Origin of the sequence: Pseudomonas sp. PS02288, assembly GCF_029959715.1 — a bacterium.
Lineage (GTDB): Bacteria > Pseudomonadota > Gammaproteobacteria > Pseudomonadales > Pseudomonadaceae > Pseudomonas_O > Pseudomonas_O kuykendallii.
The window spans coordinates 72,159-87,505 of the sequence record NZ_JASCPA010000012.1; the positions used below are offsets into that span (position 1 = coordinate 72,159).

Below are 15,347 nucleotides of genomic sequence, written 5' to 3' on the forward strand. Positions count from 1 at the left end.
AATGGAGGCGTCGATCCACTCCGAAAACGCGCGTCTCTGGCATCCCGCCAGTCTCGATGGGCTGGAACTGCTCTCGGCACGCTTCGTCGACCACCGCTTCGCTCCCCATGTCCACGATGGCTACGTGATCGCGGTGCTCGAGGCGGGCGCCGAGCGCTACCGCTATCGCGGCGAGGAGCATCTGGTCAGCGCGGGTGGCCTGGCGCTGCTCAATCCGGATGAAGTCCACACCGGCCACAAGGGCCATGACGACGGCTGGCGCTACCGGGTGTTCTATCCGCCCACCGCGCTGTTCCAGTCGATGCTCGGCGAGCTGGATCTGCCGACGCGCAGCGCGCCGCGTTTCACCGGCAGCGTGCACCGCGACGCCGACCTGGTGGCGCGCCTGCTCGATCTCCATCGCCACCTCGAGAGCGGCGCCAGTGCGCTGCAACAGCAGACGGCATGGCGCGAGACGATGCTCGCACTCCTGCAGCGCCACGCTGGGCAAGGACCTGCCGGGGCGCCCGGGCTGGAGCCGCTCGCTGTGGGCCATGCCAAGGAGCTGTTGCGCGCGCAGCTTGCCGAGCCGCCGTCGCTGGAGGCGCTCGCCGCGGCGGTGAACCTGTCGCCGTTCCACTTCGCACGGGTGTTCCGTCGCGCCACCGGAATGCCGCCCTACGCCTGGCTCAAACAGCTGCGCCTGGACCAGGCGCGCAGCCTGTTCAGGCTGGGCCTGGCGCCGGCGGCGGTCGCCGTGCAGCTGGGGTTTTCCGACCAGAGCCACCTCAACCGCCAGTTCAAGCAGGCCTACGGCGTGACGCCCGGCGAATACCGCCAGGCCTGCGTGCGGTAGGCAACCTCTCCCGCAACGTCCGGCCTGAACGTCTGGCTGCTCAGCGCGCCCACGCTCCGCGCGCGGCGCAAGATCGTTCAAGACTGCCCGGGCGGGGAGCGCCTAATCTGCCGCCCTGACTCGCTTCGGGAGGGACCATGGCCACCGACAAGCTGTTCTGGAAAGACGCCTACCGCAGCCGGCTCGAGACGCGCGTGGTCGCCGTGGAGGATGACTGGGTGCGCCTCGCCGAAACGATCATCTTCGCCTTCTCCGGCGGGCAGGAGAGCGACCACGGCAGCATTGGCGGGCGCCCGGTGCTGGAGGCGCGCAAGGAGGGTCTGGATATCGGCTATCGGCTCGATCCGGGGCATGGCCTGCTCGCCAGCGATGCTGTCGAGGTGCTGATCGACTGGCCACGCCGCTACCGGCTGATGCGGTTGCACTTCGCCGCGGAGATGGTCCTGCAGCTGATCTACCGGAAGATTCCCGGCATCGAGCGCATCGGCGCGCACATCGGCGAAGACAAGGCGCGCATCGATTTCGCCCTGGATTCCAGCATCGCCAGCCTGTTCGAAGGGTTGCAGGCCGAGGTCGGGGAACTGGTACGTGCCGATCTGCCGATTCGCTGCGACTTCTCCGACGAGGCCACGCAACGGCGTTTCTGGCGGGTCGAGGGATTCGCCGAGATGGCCTGCGGCGGCACCCATCCGCGGCGCACCGGGGAGATCGGAGCGCTCAGATTGAAGCGCCGCAACACCGGCAAGGGCAAGGAGCGCGTGGAAATCCACCTGGCCTGATGACGCGCTCACGGGGGCGTAGGGTGGGCTTCAGCCCACGCGATGGCGTGGACTGCGTCGGGCTTCAGCACGTAGGGTGGGTTAGCCGCGACGGGCGAAGGTCGGGGCAGGCGCGGAAGCCGGCGCGCGGCGTAACCCGCCAGGCGGGGTCATGCCGGACTCCGCCCGGTGGGTTACGCGGCTTTCGGCTTCGGGTTGTCAGGGACTATCGAGCGATGCCGCTAACCCACCCTACGGAACTGAAGCCCACCCTACGGGCTGATGCAACGCTCGGGCGTTTCCGTACCACGCGGCCCCGCAAAGCGCTCCACCGAGGTCGGATATCGTCCTGGCGGATTGCCCACCCCACCCGAACTCATGCGCAAGATCGTTCAAGACGTCGGTGGCACGCGCTCCTATCCTCTGTTGCCCAGAGGAGAACCCATGTCCCGTCGTCACGAATTCCTGCAGTCCCTGCGCGATATGACCCCGATGCTGCTCGGCGCGATGCCGTTCGGCATCATCTTCGGCAGCCTTGCCGGAGCCGCCGGGCTGACGCCATGGCAAACCCTCGGCATGTCCGCGCTGGTGTTCGCCGGCTCGGCGCAGTTCATCGCCATCAGCCTGCTGACCAGCGGCGCGACCCTGGCCGTGGTGTTGCTCACCACGCTGGTGGTCAACCTGCGCCATGCCCTGTACAGCGCCAGCCTGCAGCCGTTCGTGCGCCATCTGCCCAAGCGCTGGCGGGTGCCGCTGGCGTTCTGGCTGACTGACGAAGCCTTCGCCGTGGTCCAGCACCGCTATGCCGAAACGGACACCTCGCCGCACAAGCATTGGTATTTCCTCGGCGCCGAACTGGCGATGTACGTGAACTGGCTGCTTTGCACCTTCGCCGGCATGGTCTTTGGCCAGGCGGTGCCGAACATCGGTGCCTGGGGGCTGGACTTCGCCATGCTGGCGACCTTCATCGGCATCGTCGTGCCGATGTTGAAGAACCGCCCGCAACTGGCCGCCGCGCTGGTGGCGGCGGCGGTGGCGCTGGCCTGTCATGCGCTGCCGTACAAGCTCGGCCTGATGGCGGCGGCGCTGAGCGGCATCGTCGTCGGCGTGCTGCTGGAACGGCGCTGCGCAACGGCGGACGAGGAACTCTGCCAATGAACAACTGGTTGCTGATTTTCGGCATGCTGGCGATCACCTTCGCCACCCGCTATTGCCTGTTCGCCTTCCCGCATTTGCGCTTCCCGCCGCTGATCCGCCAGGGCCTGCATTACGTGCCGACGGCAGTGCTCACCGCCATCATCGTGCCGGGGATGCTGTTGCCGGATGGCCAGCACTGGGCGGTGCGCCTGGACAACGCCTATCTGCTGGCGGGGATCGCGGCCATCGCCCTGTCCGCACTGACGCGCAACCTCCTGGCGACCATCGGCGGCGGCCTGCTGGTGTTCTTCGTGCTGCGCGGGGCGCTCGGTCAGTTGCCGATCTAGCCGCTGTCGGCGCATTCGCCTAACCTCTGGGCCGCAGCGGCATGCCCTCGACGACCAGGGCGTGCCAAACGGTTCAGGCGAGGGCTCAATGAAATCCAGATCGCAATTCGCGTTACTCGGCACCCGGCGCTTCCTGCCGTTCTTCGTCACCCAATTGCTCGGCGCGTTCAACGACAACGTCTTCAAGCAGTCGCTGATCCTCGCGATCCTCTACAAGCTCAGCTTGGCGGCCGACCCCGCGCTGCTGGTGAACATCTGCGCGCTGCTGTTCATCCTGCCGTTCTTCCTGTTCTCGGCCCTGGGCGGGCAGTTCGGCGAGAAGTTCGCCAAGGACGCGCTGATCCGCGCCATCAAGCTGGCGGAGATCGTCATCATGGCGATCGGAGCGACCGGCTTCCTGCTCAACCTGTTGCCGCTGATGTTCCTTGCGCTGTTCGGCATGGGCGTCCACTCGGCGCTGTTCGGCCCGGTGAAGTATTCGATCCTGCCGCAGGCGCTGCGTGACGATGAACTGGTGGGTGGCAACGCGCTAGTGGAAATGGGCACCTTCCTGGCGATCCTCGGCGGCACCATCGGCGCCGGCGTGCTGATGTCCAGCGATGGCTACGCACGCTGGGTCGGCGCGGCGGTGGTGTCGGTCGCGGTGCTCGGCTACCTGAGCAGCCGCGGTATCCCGCGCGTGGCGGCGGCGCTGCCCGGCCTGGAGCTGGACTGGAACATCTTCCGCCAGTCCTGGCGCATCCTGCGCATGGGCCTCGGCCAGCGGCCCTCGGTGTCGCGCTCGCTGGTGGGCAACTCCTGGTTCTGGTTCCTAGGCGCGGTCTACCTGACGCAGATCCCGACCTACGCCAAGAGCCTGCTGTACGGCGACGAAGGCGTGGTGACGCTGATCCTCACCGTGTTCTCGGTGGGTATCGCGCTGGGCTCCGCGCTCTGCGAGAAGCTCTCCGGGCACAAGGTGGAAATCGGCCTGGTGCCGTTCGGCTCGTTCGGCCTGAGCCTGTTCGGCATCCTCCTGTGGTGGCACTCCGGCGGCTTCCCGCAGGCCGCCGAGCCGCACACCTGGCTGCAGGTGCTGGGCGTGCCGCAGGCCTGGCTGATCCTCGGCGACGTGCTCGGCCTGGGCGTGTTCGGCGGCTTCTACATCGTGCCGCTTTATGCGCTGATCCAGTCGCGCACCCGCGAGGACGAGCGCGCGCGGGTGATCGCCGCGAACAACATTCTCAACGCGCTGCTGATGGTGCTCTCGGCGATCGTCTCGATCCTGCTGCTGACTGTCGCCGGGTTGTCGATTCCACAGCTGTTCCTCGTCGTCTCGCTGATGAACATCGCGGTCAACGCCTACATCTTCAAGATCGTGCCGGAGTTCGGCATGCGCTTCCTGATCTGGCTGCTCGGCCACTCGGTGTACCGCGTCGAGCACCGTGGCCTGGAGCGCATCCCGGAGGAGGGCGCGGCGCTGCTGGTGTGCAACCACGTGTCCTACGTCGATGCGCTGCTTATCGGCGGGGCGGTGCGGCGGCCGGTGCGCTTCGTCATGTACTACAAGATCTACCGCATGCCGGTGCTCAACTTCGTGTTCCGCACCGCCGGCACCGTGCCCATCGCCGGGCGCAGCGAGGACCTGCTGATCTACGACGCCGCGTTCAAGCGCATCGCCGAGTACCTGCGCAACGGCGAGCTGGTGTGCATCTTCCCCGAGGGCAAGCTGACCCTGGATGGCGAGATCGGCGAGTTCAAGGCCGGCGTGGAACGGGTGCTCGAAGAAAACCCGGTGCCGGTGATTCCGCTGGCGCTGCAGGGACTGTGGGGCAGCTTCTTCAGCCGTGACCCGCACAAGGGCATCTTCCGCCGGCTGTGGTCGCGGGTCGGCCTGGTGGCGGGCGAACCGCTGGCGGCGGATGCCGGGCGGATGGTGATGCGGGAGAGGGTGGTGGAGTTGAGGGGGGAGTTGAGGTGATGTGGAGCGCAGTGTCGAGGCTCGTTCTTGGCTTGCGAGCCTATTTGGACTGTGGGTTTCGCCCCTGACGGAGCGCCGATAGAAGCGTAGGGTGGATGACGCTCTTTTCATCCCCGTTGCACCGCCGGTGGATCGATGAAGCGCGATCCACCCTACGACTGGCTTCGATCTCTCAAGCGGCGCGGAATCCCCCTTTCAGGAGGCCGAGCATAGGCATTGCGCAGGGGGCGAGCGGCATGGATGCCGCGAGAGCTGCGCTGGGCCAGGGATGGCCCATTGCCGCGTGCCCCCGGAGCGGTGCCGGAGTGAGGGTAGTCTCGCGCAGCGAGACCCGGATGCAGGGGGGCGCATTCTCTTGGGTTACTTTCTCTTGTGCGAGCAAGAGAAAGTGACTCGCCATAAGGGCGAAACCCAGACGTTCAGTTACCTACACACGCTGAGTACATACGAATTTCCAGGGCCTCATCCGAGCCCCCTAAATCCACCCCCTCAACCCTCCCGCTTTTCCCCCGTAAAACTGAGCGTCCCCTTACAACGCCGGCACACATACCTGCGCCCCTTGCCCACCAGTGCGTGACGCTGCGCCGAGAAGTCGAACTCCCCGTCCGCGCACTTGCAGCGATAGACGAAGCAGCTGCGTTGCCGGCGGGTGATCGCGTAGGTGTGGCAGCGGTTCGGCGGCAGCTCGTAGACCCCCCGCATCACCAACTGCCACTCCTCGCCGTGCGGGCGGATGCGCGGGCCGAACATCTGGTGCGCGATCAGGTGGGCGACTTCATGCGCCACCGTCTGGCGCAGGAAGTCCTCGCTGTTCTCTCGGTACAGCTGCAGGTTGAAGCGCAGCAGGTTTTCATCCAGATGGGCGACGCCCGCCTTCTGCCCACGCAGCTTCAGGCTGACTTCGGGACGCGGGAAACGGCGTTTGAAAAAGGCCTCGGCGAGCTGGTAACAGGCCTCGACGCGGGCATTCAGCTGGTGGGGCATAAGGCACTCCTGGAGAGTGCCATTATGCCAGAGGAGGAGGGGATCAAAGCCCTTTGGGCACTTCGTTCGGACGTTCCTGGACGGTCGGATAGGCCTGGTCCGGCGCGGTGCGTTCGTAGGTTGGCTGCAGCATCAGCATCCAGAACAGGATCATGCTGACCAGGGTATGCACCAGCATCAGGATGCCGACGCCGAGCACCGAAGCGGAGAACAGCATGCCTTTCTCCCGCGGGATGCGCATGAACTTCGGCAGGCCGATGAACAGCAGGTAGGCCGAATACGCGGCGGCGATGGGCAGGACGATAACCGCCAGCCAACGGCTCGGATACAGCGCGGCGAGCCCGGCGAGGAACAGCGGGGTGACCATGTAGGCGACGAAGCCGATGCACTGGTTGAGCGTAGGGCGAGCGTCGAAGGTGCGGGTCATCCAGCGCACGAAGGCGCCCATCAGGAATACGCCGAACAGCGACGACAGATAGAGCAGCGCGCTCAGTTTCAAGGCGCTGCTGCTGTCCAGGCGGACGGTCTCGTTTTCCACCAGGGTCCAGCCGGTGAGGGTGGTGCCGACGAACAGGCAGATCGCCGGAACCAATGCGAGCAGGAACAGATGTCCCAAGTAGTGCGAGCTGTTGGCCTGCTCTTCGTTGCGGATCTCGACCCAGGCCCGGTCAGGATGGGTCATCAGCGATACGAAATGTGGAGTCATGGTGTTTCTCCTCAAACGTGTTGTTGTCCCCGTACCCAACGGGCCGGCTTAACCAGTAGACGTTTCGAGGAAAAGCAGGGTTCATCGTTTGGCCGTTTACCCGGCGAACGGTATCGGCAAACGAAAGCCGCCCGTAGGCGGCTCGATAGGCCGAGGATGAGACCTCTTAGTTGGTGTAGACCGGGCCCACTCCGATGCTCCAGAAGATCACCGACAGCGCGATCATCGCCACCAGCAGGACGAGCCCGACCGCGAGCACCGAACTGGAGAACAGGAAACCTTCGTCGCGCGAGATGCCCATGAAGGTCGGCAGACCGACGTAGAGCAGGTAGGCCGTGTAGCAGACCGCCACGGTGCCGACCGCCATCGCCAGCCACAGGTTCGGATAGAGCGCGGCGAGCCCGCCGATGAACAGCGGCGTGGCGGTGTAGGCGGCGAATACCACGCACTGGGCGAGCGTCGGGCTGGCCGCGTAGGTACGCGACATCCAGTGAATGAAGGCGCCCATCACCGCGACCCCGGCAAGCATCGCCAGGTAAGACATCACGGTCATCTGCGCCGCGCTGGCCTCGGTCAGACGAACCGCTGGCTCGCCACCGTGACTCCAGCCGAACTGGCTGGTGCCTATATAGGCGGACACGGCGGGAATCGCGGCGAGTAACAGAACGTGGGTGAGGTACATGTGGCTGATGGATTCCTCCTCGCCACGGATTTCTTGCCATTCGCGATCGGGATGGGCGAAAAGCCCCCATACATGGTTGATCATGCCTGCATCTCCTCTTGTTATGGCGATCGCTACGGGAGTCGGCCAATGAAGCGGTCGAAACGACTGAGGTCGATTCGGGTGCGATCGTATGTCGCAGTATAGGAGGGGCTGCAGCCCGCGCCCGCCGCGGGTTAGAGCAAATCCGCCTGTAACGCTCAGCGGTAATAGCGAGTCAGAATTTCCATCGCCAGGTTGATCGATTGCAGGCGCTCCGTGCTGCCGCCGCGATCCGGGTGGTGCAGGCTCACCAACTGCCGATAGCGCTGGCGGATGAGGGCGAGGTCCAGCGGCGCATCCCGGTCCAGCTCGAACAGCCCCAGCGCCGCGCGCTTCTCCTCGCCGCCGTGCAGGCGCGTCCAGAAACTGGCGAGCAGTGCCTCCACGTCGCTTTCCCCGGTCTGCCGCAGCTGGTCGAGGTCCAGATAGTAGTCACGCAGCGAATCGTGCACGGCCAGCGCCTCCTCGCCGGCACGGTAGGGCAGCAACTGGATATGCAGCGCGCCGATCGCCAGGTGTGCGGAGTTTTCCTGCCATAACCGGTCGCGCAGGCGGTAGAGCGCGTTGCAAAGCAGGAAATGGGTACGGAACAGGACCAGCCGGTCGGTGAGCGGGAGGTGCGGAATGTGTGTGCAGTGGCGCTGCCTGAGCACCTGGATCAGCTGGTACTCGCCGCAGCCGTCCGGCATCTCGCCCAGCAGCAGGTGCAGCTGCTCGGCAAGGTCCAGCACAGGTTCGAGTTCGGTGGGCATGCGCCGAGCTTAGCATCGGCGCGACCCGGCGCGTTCCTCTCCCGCCGGATATCCGGGCGGAGTAGGGCGGCGGCGGGTTTTGCGCTTAAAATGCGCGCCTTTCGCAACTTGCCGGACGTTTTCGCCATGGGCACCCTCTCGGTCAATCAGAACAAACTGCAGAAACGCCTGCGTCGCCAGGCCGGCGAAGCCATCGCCGACTTCAACATGATCGAGGACGGCGACAAGGTGATGGTCTGCCTGTCGGGCGGCAAGGACAGCTACACCATGCTCGACATCCTGCTTTATCTGCAGAAGGTGGCGCCGATCCGTTTCGAGATCGTCGCGGTGAACATGGACCAGAAGCAGCCGGGGTTCCCCGAGCACGTGTTGCCCGCCTACCTGGAGTCGATCGGCGTCGACTACCACATCGTCGAGAAGGACACCTATTCGGTGGTGAAGGAGAAGATTCCCGAGGGCAAGACCACCTGCTCGCTATGCTCGCGCCTTCGTCGCGGCACGCTGTACACCTTCGCTGACGAGATCGGCGCGACCAAGATGGCCCTCGGGCACCACCGCGACGACATCCTCGAGACCTTCTTCCTCAACATGTTCTACGGCGGCACGCTCAAGGCCATGCCGCCCAAGCTGCGCGCCGACGACGGCCGCAACGTAGTGATCCGCCCGCTGGCCTACTGCAGCGAGAAGGACATCGAGGCGTACTCGGTGCTCAAGGAATTTCCGATCATCCCCTGCAACCTGTGTGGCTCGCAGGAAAACCTGCAGCGCCAGGTGGTCAAGGACATGCTGCACGAGTGGGAGCGCAAGTCGCCGGGGCGCACCGAAATCATGTTTCGTGCCCTGCAGAACGTGGTGCCCTCGCAACTCGCCGACCGCAACCTGTTCGACTTCACCAACCTGCGCATCGACGAGAGCGCCACGCCGCGCTTCCTCGATGTGATGAACCTGTAACGACTGTTCCATGAGGAAAGAGCATGCGCACTGTGCTGGTGGTGCTGGGATGCCTGTTGCTGGCTGCCTGCGGTGGTTCGGCTGACGAGGGACACCTGACCCTGAAGCTCGACGGCAAGCCGATGGCCTTCAACGAGCGGCTGAAGGCGCAGATGGGCGGCGACCGGGAACATCTGGTGATCGGCGGCCATCTCCCCGACTCGATGGACAGCTACGACATCGAACTGTGGAGCCTGGGCAAGCGCATCGAGCCGGGCACCTATTCGCTACCGGCCGCCAAGCTGATCAGCCGCTACGCGATCCAGCAGTCCAAGGACGGTAAAGGCCGCGGCACGACGATCTGGTCGGCATTCCGCCCGGACGAGGATCGCCTCAGCCTGACCATCGAATCGATCGACGACTGGGGCGTGGAGGGCCGTTTCAGCGGGCGCATCCAGCTGCTCGGCGGCGACGGCACCGCGTTCATGGACGTCAGCGACGGCAGCTTCGCCGCTCCCTACGAGCTGCAAAATCGCTAAGGCCGATGATTTCCGATGCGTGATTACAAATGGCTGCACGAGTACTGCCTGAACCGTTTCGGTTCGGCCAAGGCACTGGAGGCGCGCTTGCCGCAGCCGCTGAGCGCTGCCCAGCTGCGCGCCCTGGGTGATGACCGTTATCTGTCGACGATCAGCCTGCGAATCTTCCGCGCCGGGCTCAAGCACAGCCTGGTGGACGCCAAGTGGCCGGCCTTCGAGCAGGTGTTCTTCGGCTTCGATCCGGAAAAGGTGGTGCTGATGGGCGCCGAGCACCTCGAGCGACTGATGCAGGACGCACGGCTGATCCGCCACCTCGGCAAGCTCAAGAGCGTGCCGCGCAACGCGCAGATGATCCTCGACGTGGCACGGGAAAAAGGCTCGTTCGGCGCGCTGATCGCCGATTGGCCGGAAAGCGATATTGTCGGCCTGTGGACCTACCTGAAGAAGCATGGCAACCAGCTCGGCGGACTGTCGGCGCCGCGTTTCCTGCGGATGATCGGCAAGGACACCCTCATCCCCACGGACGACATGGTCGCCGCCCTCAAGGCCCAGGACGTGATCGACAAGGCGCCGACCAGCCAAAAGGACCTCGCCGCGGTGCAAGCCGCATTCAATGCCTGGCGCGAAGAGAGCGGTCGGCCGTTGTGTCAGCTGTCGGTGATGCTGGCGCACACCACCAATCACTGATCGCCGGGACCGATTGCCGCACCGTTCGTCGCCCCAAAAAACGTGATTACAGCAGCGAACGCTTTAGCGTCACAAAAATGGCGCATGTCGCCAGCCCCATCACCGCGGCGTTGCATCCCATCTCGACGAAAACTGAAGCTTCGCAGGCGACGGGAAGGTTTGGGCGCGGTTAGATGTTTCGTCGAAACTCTGACGTCACATTTGGTTCCATAAAATTTGCAAATGGGTCGTTCGGAAGGCATAGTCCGGCCGTCTTTAACTTTCCGACACGGCCGTGCCCATGCTTAAGCGCTTCGCACCCCTCGTGCCTTTGGCTCTGTTACTCGTAGTCACCGGTTGCGCCACCACCTCTTCAACTTCGCTGCAAACCGAGCCGAACCAGTCCCTGCCGGTTCACAGCCGCAGCTCCACCGCTGCCGAATCCATTTTCGCCAATGTCGATGTCGACGCTGACGACGAAGCCCGCGACGAGGTTGCCGAGCAGCCCGCGCACTTCAGCTCGGACAAGTCCTACAAGCTGCCCGACCTTGCCGACAGCATCCTCGAACGCGGCTTCCAACTGGTCGGCACGCCTTACCGCTTCGGTGGCCTGAGCGAAAAAACCGGCTTCGATTGCAGCGGCTTCGTTGGCTTCCTGTTCCGCGAAGAGGCGGGCATTCAACTGCCGCGCTCGACCCGCGAGCTGATCAATCTGGACGCGCCGCTGGTGGCGCGCAACGACCTCAAGCCGGGCGACATCATCCTCTTCAACAACCGTGGCCGTGGCCGCGTGTCCCACGCCGGCATCTACATCGGCGACGACCAGTTCATCCATTCCTCCAGCCGCCGCAGCGGTGGGGTTCGGGTCGACAGCCTCGACGATCGCTACTGGCGTTCCAGCTTCATGGAAGGCAAGCGCGTCCTGGTCGCCCAGACTTCCCTGGCGAAGAGCGGCTACCGCCCCTGATCCCTTGCGTGGCCCGGGCTTGCGTCTGGGCCGGGCTGTCGGCAGAGTAGCCGCACTCAGGATAAGGATCGCCCGTCATGGCCTGTCCGGCTCGTCTCTCGCTCATATTCGTCGCTGCTCTACTGGGTGCCTGCGCCAGCAGCCCGCCGCCCTCGGCTCCCCAGCCGGTATTCGTCGATCCCTCCGCACAGTTCTCGCCCTCGTCGGATGACGTGCTGTTCCGCGCGCTCGGCCTCGTCGGCACGCCTTATCGCTACGGTGGCAATACGCCGGACAGCGGTTTCGACTGCAGCGGACTGATCGGCTTCGTCTATCGCGACGCCGCCGGCATCAAGCTGCCGCGCTCCACCGGAGAACTGGTCAACCTGCGCGCGCCCAGCGTGTCACGCGCGGCGTTGCAGCCGGGCGACCTGCTGTTCTTCGCCACCAGTGGCGGACGCACCGTCAGCCATGCCGGCATCTACGTGGGCGAGGGGCGCTTCGTGCATGCGCCGTCCAGCGGCGGCACGGTTCGCCTGGACAGGCTGGCCGATGCCTACTGGCAGCGCAGCTACCTGAGCGCCAAGCGTGTGCTCGACGGCGATCACCTCGCACGCAACCCCTGAACCAACCCTCCACGCCGTGCCCGTGCTCACGCCTGCCGTGCGGCGCCGGGCACCGGCCATTCCAGATCGAAGTGCGAGCCGAGGACAAAGCGGCCATCTAGCCAGTCCCAGCGCTCCACGCACGCCTGTTTGCTACCGGCCTTGCCGACGCGCAGCTTGTTGAAGGAGTTCGGCGAAGTCCCGCGCACCCGCGACGAGAGCGTGGTCCCGGCCTGCACCATCCAGATCTCCCGCGACAGCTGCGGGTACTGCTTGCTCAGGGGCAGCACGTAGGGCAGGTGAATGTGCCCGCCCAGCACCAGGTCGAGCCCGGCCTCGGCCCAGCGGCTGAGCGCGTGGGAGGCGCCGTGCTGCAGGTTGCTCAGGTCGCTGCTGACCATCGCGCCGAACGGCTGGTGTGCCACCACCATGCGCAGCTTGCCGGGCGCCGAGGTGCGCAGGTGCTGGCAGACGCGGCGCACCTGCTCCGCGGTCACCAGGCCATCCTTGTGGCGACGCGGCGCGGTGGTGTTGAGCCCGATCACCAGCAGTTCGTCGTTCTCGAACACCGGTTCCAGCTCCCTGCCGAAATGTCGCCGGTAATTGGCGTACGGCCTTAAGAAACGTTCGACGACGTTGTACAGCGGGATGTCGTGGTTGCCGGGAATCACCAGCGTGTCGGGGATGCCGTGGCGTTCCAGGCGCTGCACGAACGCCTGCGCGGCGGCGAACTGTTCCGGGCGGGCCCGCTGGGTGATGTCGCCGGAAAGAATCAGCAGGTCGGCGCCGTGTTCGCGCACGTGGTCTTCGAGTGCGGCCACCACCTCAGGCCGCTCGGTGCCGAAGTGGGTGTCGGAGATTTGTAGGATCGTCGTCATGGGCGAAACAGTACCTGCCTTGGCCTCGTTCGGGGGACGTAACAGAGGTTTCGATAGGTTCGCTGCGGAAAAAGTCCCTCCCGAAGCGAAATCCCGGTCACCGAACATGCCGGTCAGGTTCTCCCGGATGCCGGCGATTGACGCGTTCCGGCCCAGCCTCTACCCTTCGCGGCTTGCTTCAGGTGCCCCTCCGATCGACGTCGGCGGGGTGAAACAGGGAAGCCGGTGCGTCCTGCCTCGAACCCCGAGAAGGACCATTCCGGCGCTGCCCCCGCAACGGTAGGCGAGTCGTGCGACCGCGTTAACCACTGTGCTCTGCATGGGAAGGTGCGTTCGCCGGAACCCGAAGGTTCCTCTCGCAAGCCCGGAGACCGGCCTGTCGCAGTTCACGGCATCGCGGAGGGCGTTGCTGGGCGTATCTGCCTTTCCTGGCCGCTGCGTCGCAGCTCTCCGCCGCCTTTCCCTGCTTATGTCGTGCGGGTGGCACGGCGGAGACCATTCCTTGAAGCGCACGCCTTTTCTCAGGCCGGCGGCATTTTCGCTGCTGGGCTTTTCCTCGCTTTCCCTGGCCGTAGCGGCCGAACAACCCCTGTTGCTCGACGAACAGGTCAGCACCGCCACGCGCACCTCGCAGGAGGGCATCGCGGCGACCACGGTGATCGACCGCGAGCAGATCGAGCGCAGCCAGGCTACCTCGGTGCCCGAACTGCTGCGCCGCGTGCCCGGCGTCAGCTTGGTGAACAACGGCGGCCCCGGCAAGAGCACCTCGGTCAGCCTGCGCGGCAGCAACTCCAACCATGTGCTGGTGCTGATCGACGGCATTCGCGTCGGCTCGGCGACCACCGGTGATGCCGCCTTCCAGAACCTGCCGGTCGAGCTGATCGAGCGCATCGAGGTGGTTCGCGGCCCGCGTTCGGGGATGTATGGCTCGGACGCCATCGGCGGGGTGATCCAGATTTTCACCCGCAAGGGCAATGCGAACGGCGGCGCCAAGCCATTCCTTTCCGCCGGCTACGGGACCCACGACAGCTACAGCGGCAGCGCCGGCGTTTCCGGTGGCGATCGCGACGGCTGGTACAACCTGGGCGTCAGCAGCAATGCCACCGACGGCATCAGCGCGCGCTCCGCCACGGCCGGCTACGAGCCCGACGCGGACGGTTACCGCGAACTGGCCGGCACCTTCAGCGGTGGCTATCGCTTCGCCAGCGGCCTGGAGCTGGACGGCAACCTGCTGCAGTCGAACTCGCACAACGACTACGATTCCGGCACCCGCGCCAACGCCGACGGCGTGCAGAAGGTCGCCGGCGTCCGCGCCCGCTATCGTCCCCTGGAGCCGTGGCTGATGACCCTGCAGGCCGGCCGCAGCGAGGACAAGAACGACACCTACTCCGGCTCCACCTTCAACACGCGCATCGACACCCGTCGCGACAGCTTCAGCTGGCAGAACGACTTCAGCGTCGCCGCCGGCCAGTTGCTTACGCTCGGCTACGACCACCTGCACGACGAGGTGAACGGCACCACCGCCTTCCGCGAGGATTCGCGCGACAACGACGGGCTGTTCGGCCAGTACCTGGCCAGCTTCGGGCGCAACGAGTGGCAGCTCAGCCTGCGCCGCGACCGCAACGAGCAGTTCGGCAACCACACCACCGGCAACCTCGGCTGGGCGTTCGCGCTGAGCGATGCGCTGCGCTTCACCAGCAGCTACGGCACCGCGTTCAAGGCGCCGACCTTCAACCAGTTCTATCACCCGGTGAACGGCAACCCGGACCTCGATGCGGAGAAATCGCGCAACCTCGAATTCGGCCTGGAAGGGCAGCACGCCTGGGGCACCTGGTCGGTGAACGCCTTCTACGACGAGATCGACAACCTCATCGCCTACTTCAACGCCGGCAACGGGCTGCGCGCCTACAACATCGACGAAGCGGTGATCCGCGGCGTGGAACTCAGCCTGGCCGGCGACTGGCTCGGCTGGGACTGGTCGACCAACGCCACCTTCCAGGACCCGCAGAACCGTTCCGACCGCGCCAATCAGGGCGACCTGCTGCCGCGCCGCGCCGAGCAACTGTTCAACCTCGACCTGGATCGCCGCTTCGGTCGCTTCGGCGCCGGCGCGTCGCTGCATGCCGAGGGGCGTCGCTGGGACAACGCGGCCAACACCACCGACCTGCACGGCTTCGCCACCGTCGATCTGCGCGGCGAGTACTGGCTGAACCCGGAGTGGCGCTTGCAGGCGAAGGTCACCAACCTGCTCGGCGCCGAGTACGAGACGGCCGCCACCTACAACCAGCCGGGCCAGGCGGTGTACCTCGCGGTGCGCTACCAGGCGCTCTAGAACGGTGATGATGAGCGGCCATCGCGATTCCACCCCGACGCCCCGCACGCCCTCGACGTGGAGTCCCCGCCCGTGAGCGAAACCCGCCCGTGTCCCGCCCTCCTGATCGCCGCGCCCGCCTCCGGGCAGGGCAAGACCACCGTCACCGCCGCCCTGGCGCGCCTGCATGCGCGCCAGGGACGGCGCGTGCGGGTGTTCAAGTGTGGCCC

The 15,347-nt window shown here is 65.6% G+C and carries 16 protein-coding genes, 1 pseudogene and 1 riboswitch; of the genes and pseudogenes, 12 read left to right on the forward strand and 5 right to left on the reverse strand.

Features of this window, described 5'->3' with window-relative positions; genetic code table 11:
• The first annotated feature begins 1 nt into the window (after position 1).
• The 5 genes from QMX85_RS07585 (at position 2) to QMX85_RS07605 (ending at position 5,037) form a co-directional block, all read left to right on the forward strand.
• The gene (locus tag QMX85_RS07585) at positions 2-835 is read left to right on the forward strand and encodes an AraC family transcriptional regulator (protein ID WP_282339513.1); all 834 of its coding nucleotides are present in this window, start codon (positions 2-4) and stop codon (positions 833-835) included.
• Positions 836-972: 137 nt separating this feature from the next.
• Positions 973-1,614 carry an alanyl-tRNA editing protein gene (locus QMX85_RS07590; protein ID WP_282339514.1) on the forward strand — a complete coding sequence of 214 codons (642 nt, stop codon included), beginning with the start codon at positions 973-975 and terminating at the stop codon, positions 1,612-1,614.
• Positions 1,615-2,037: 423 nt separating this feature from the next.
• Positions 2,038-2,751: an AzlC family ABC transporter permease gene (locus QMX85_RS07595; RefSeq protein ID WP_282339515.1), complete on the forward strand. Its 714-nt coding sequence runs from the start codon at positions 2,038-2,040 to the stop codon at positions 2,749-2,751.
• Complete coding sequence (locus QMX85_RS07600) at positions 2,748-3,077, forward strand: AzlD domain-containing protein (RefSeq protein ID WP_282339516.1); 330 nt, start codon at positions 2,748-2,750, stop codon at positions 3,075-3,077. The genes QMX85_RS07595 and QMX85_RS07600 overlap by 4 nt, the downstream gene beginning before the upstream one ends.
• An 88-nt stretch (positions 3,078-3,165) precedes the next feature.
• Complete coding sequence (locus QMX85_RS07605) at positions 3,166-5,037, forward strand: MFS transporter (RefSeq protein WP_282339517.1); 1,872 nt, start codon at positions 3,166-3,168, stop codon at positions 5,035-5,037.
• A 489-nt stretch (positions 5,038-5,526) separates the two neighbouring features.
• On the opposite strand, the gene QMX85_RS07610 is transcribed toward QMX85_RS07605, so the two are convergent.
• From QMX85_RS07610 to QMX85_RS07625, 4 genes are all read right to left on the reverse strand, one after another.
• Positions 5,527-6,021, reverse strand: coding sequence for a SprT family zinc-dependent metalloprotease (locus QMX85_RS07610; protein WP_282339519.1), 495 nt, complete (start codon positions 6,019-6,021; stop codon positions 5,527-5,529).
• Positions 6,022-6,064: 43 nt separating this feature from the next.
• Positions 6,065-6,727 carry a Yip1 family protein gene (locus QMX85_RS07615; protein WP_282339521.1) on the reverse strand — a complete coding sequence of 221 codons (663 nt, stop codon included), beginning with the start codon at positions 6,725-6,727 and terminating at the stop codon, positions 6,065-6,067.
• Positions 6,728-6,893: 166 nt separating this feature from the next.
• Entirely contained in the window at positions 6,894-7,493 is a 600-nt protein-coding gene (locus tag QMX85_RS07620; protein WP_273231220.1) for a Yip1 family protein, read from the reverse strand.
• A gap of 155 nt (positions 7,494-7,648) precedes the next feature.
• A complete protein-coding gene (locus tag QMX85_RS07625; protein ID WP_282339523.1) occupies positions 7,649-8,242 on the reverse strand; it encodes a DNA-J related domain-containing protein in 594 nt (197 codons plus the stop codon).
• Positions 8,243-8,368: 126 nt separating this feature from the next.
• Here QMX85_RS07625 and ttcA point away from each other — a divergent pair, with 126 nt between their 5' ends.
• From ttcA to QMX85_RS07650, 5 genes are all read left to right on the forward strand, one after another.
• The gene (gene ttcA / locus QMX85_RS07630) at positions 8,369-9,193 is read left to right on the forward strand and encodes a tRNA 2-thiocytidine(32) synthetase TtcA (protein WP_282339525.1); all 825 of its coding nucleotides are present in this window, start codon (positions 8,369-8,371) and stop codon (positions 9,191-9,193) included.
• 23 nt (positions 9,194-9,216) lie between these two features.
• A complete protein-coding gene (locus QMX85_RS07635) occupies positions 9,217-9,711 on the forward strand; it encodes a hypothetical protein (RefSeq protein WP_282339527.1) in 495 nt (164 codons plus the stop codon).
• A gap of 15 nt (positions 9,712-9,726) precedes the next feature.
• Positions 9,727-10,398: a DNA-3-methyladenine glycosylase I gene (locus tag QMX85_RS07640; protein WP_282339529.1), complete on the forward strand. Its 672-nt coding sequence runs from the start codon at positions 9,727-9,729 to the stop codon at positions 10,396-10,398.
• Between the two features lie 280 nt (positions 10,399-10,678).
• Positions 10,679-11,344 (forward strand): C40 family peptidase, encoded by a 666-nt coding sequence (locus QMX85_RS07645; protein WP_282339531.1) that lies wholly within the window; start codon positions 10,679-10,681, stop codon positions 11,342-11,344.
• 77 nt (positions 11,345-11,421) lie between these two features.
• Entirely contained in the window at positions 11,422-11,949 is a 528-nt protein-coding gene (locus QMX85_RS07650) for a C40 family peptidase (RefSeq protein WP_282339533.1), read from the forward strand.
• Positions 11,950-11,975: 26 nt separating this feature from the next.
• Here the strand turns inward: QMX85_RS07650 and QMX85_RS07655 are convergent, their stop codons facing one another.
• Positions 11,976-12,806, reverse strand: coding sequence for a metallophosphoesterase (locus QMX85_RS07655; protein WP_282339535.1), 831 nt, complete (start codon positions 12,804-12,806; stop codon positions 11,976-11,978).
• Positions 12,807-12,969: 163 nt separating this feature from the next.
• A riboswitch (cobalamin riboswitch) is annotated at positions 12,970-13,201 on the forward strand.
• Positions 13,202-13,275: 74 nt separating this feature from the next.
• Here QMX85_RS07655 and btuB point away from each other — a divergent pair.
• A complete protein-coding gene (gene btuB / locus QMX85_RS07660) occupies positions 13,276-15,138 on the forward strand; it encodes a TonB-dependent vitamin B12 receptor (RefSeq protein ID WP_282339537.1) in 1,863 nt (620 codons plus the stop codon).
• Positions 15,139-15,210: 72 nt separating this feature from the next.
• Positions 15,211-15,347: pseudogene (locus QMX85_RS07665) on the forward strand (cobyrinate a,c-diamide synthase); the annotation flags it as partial.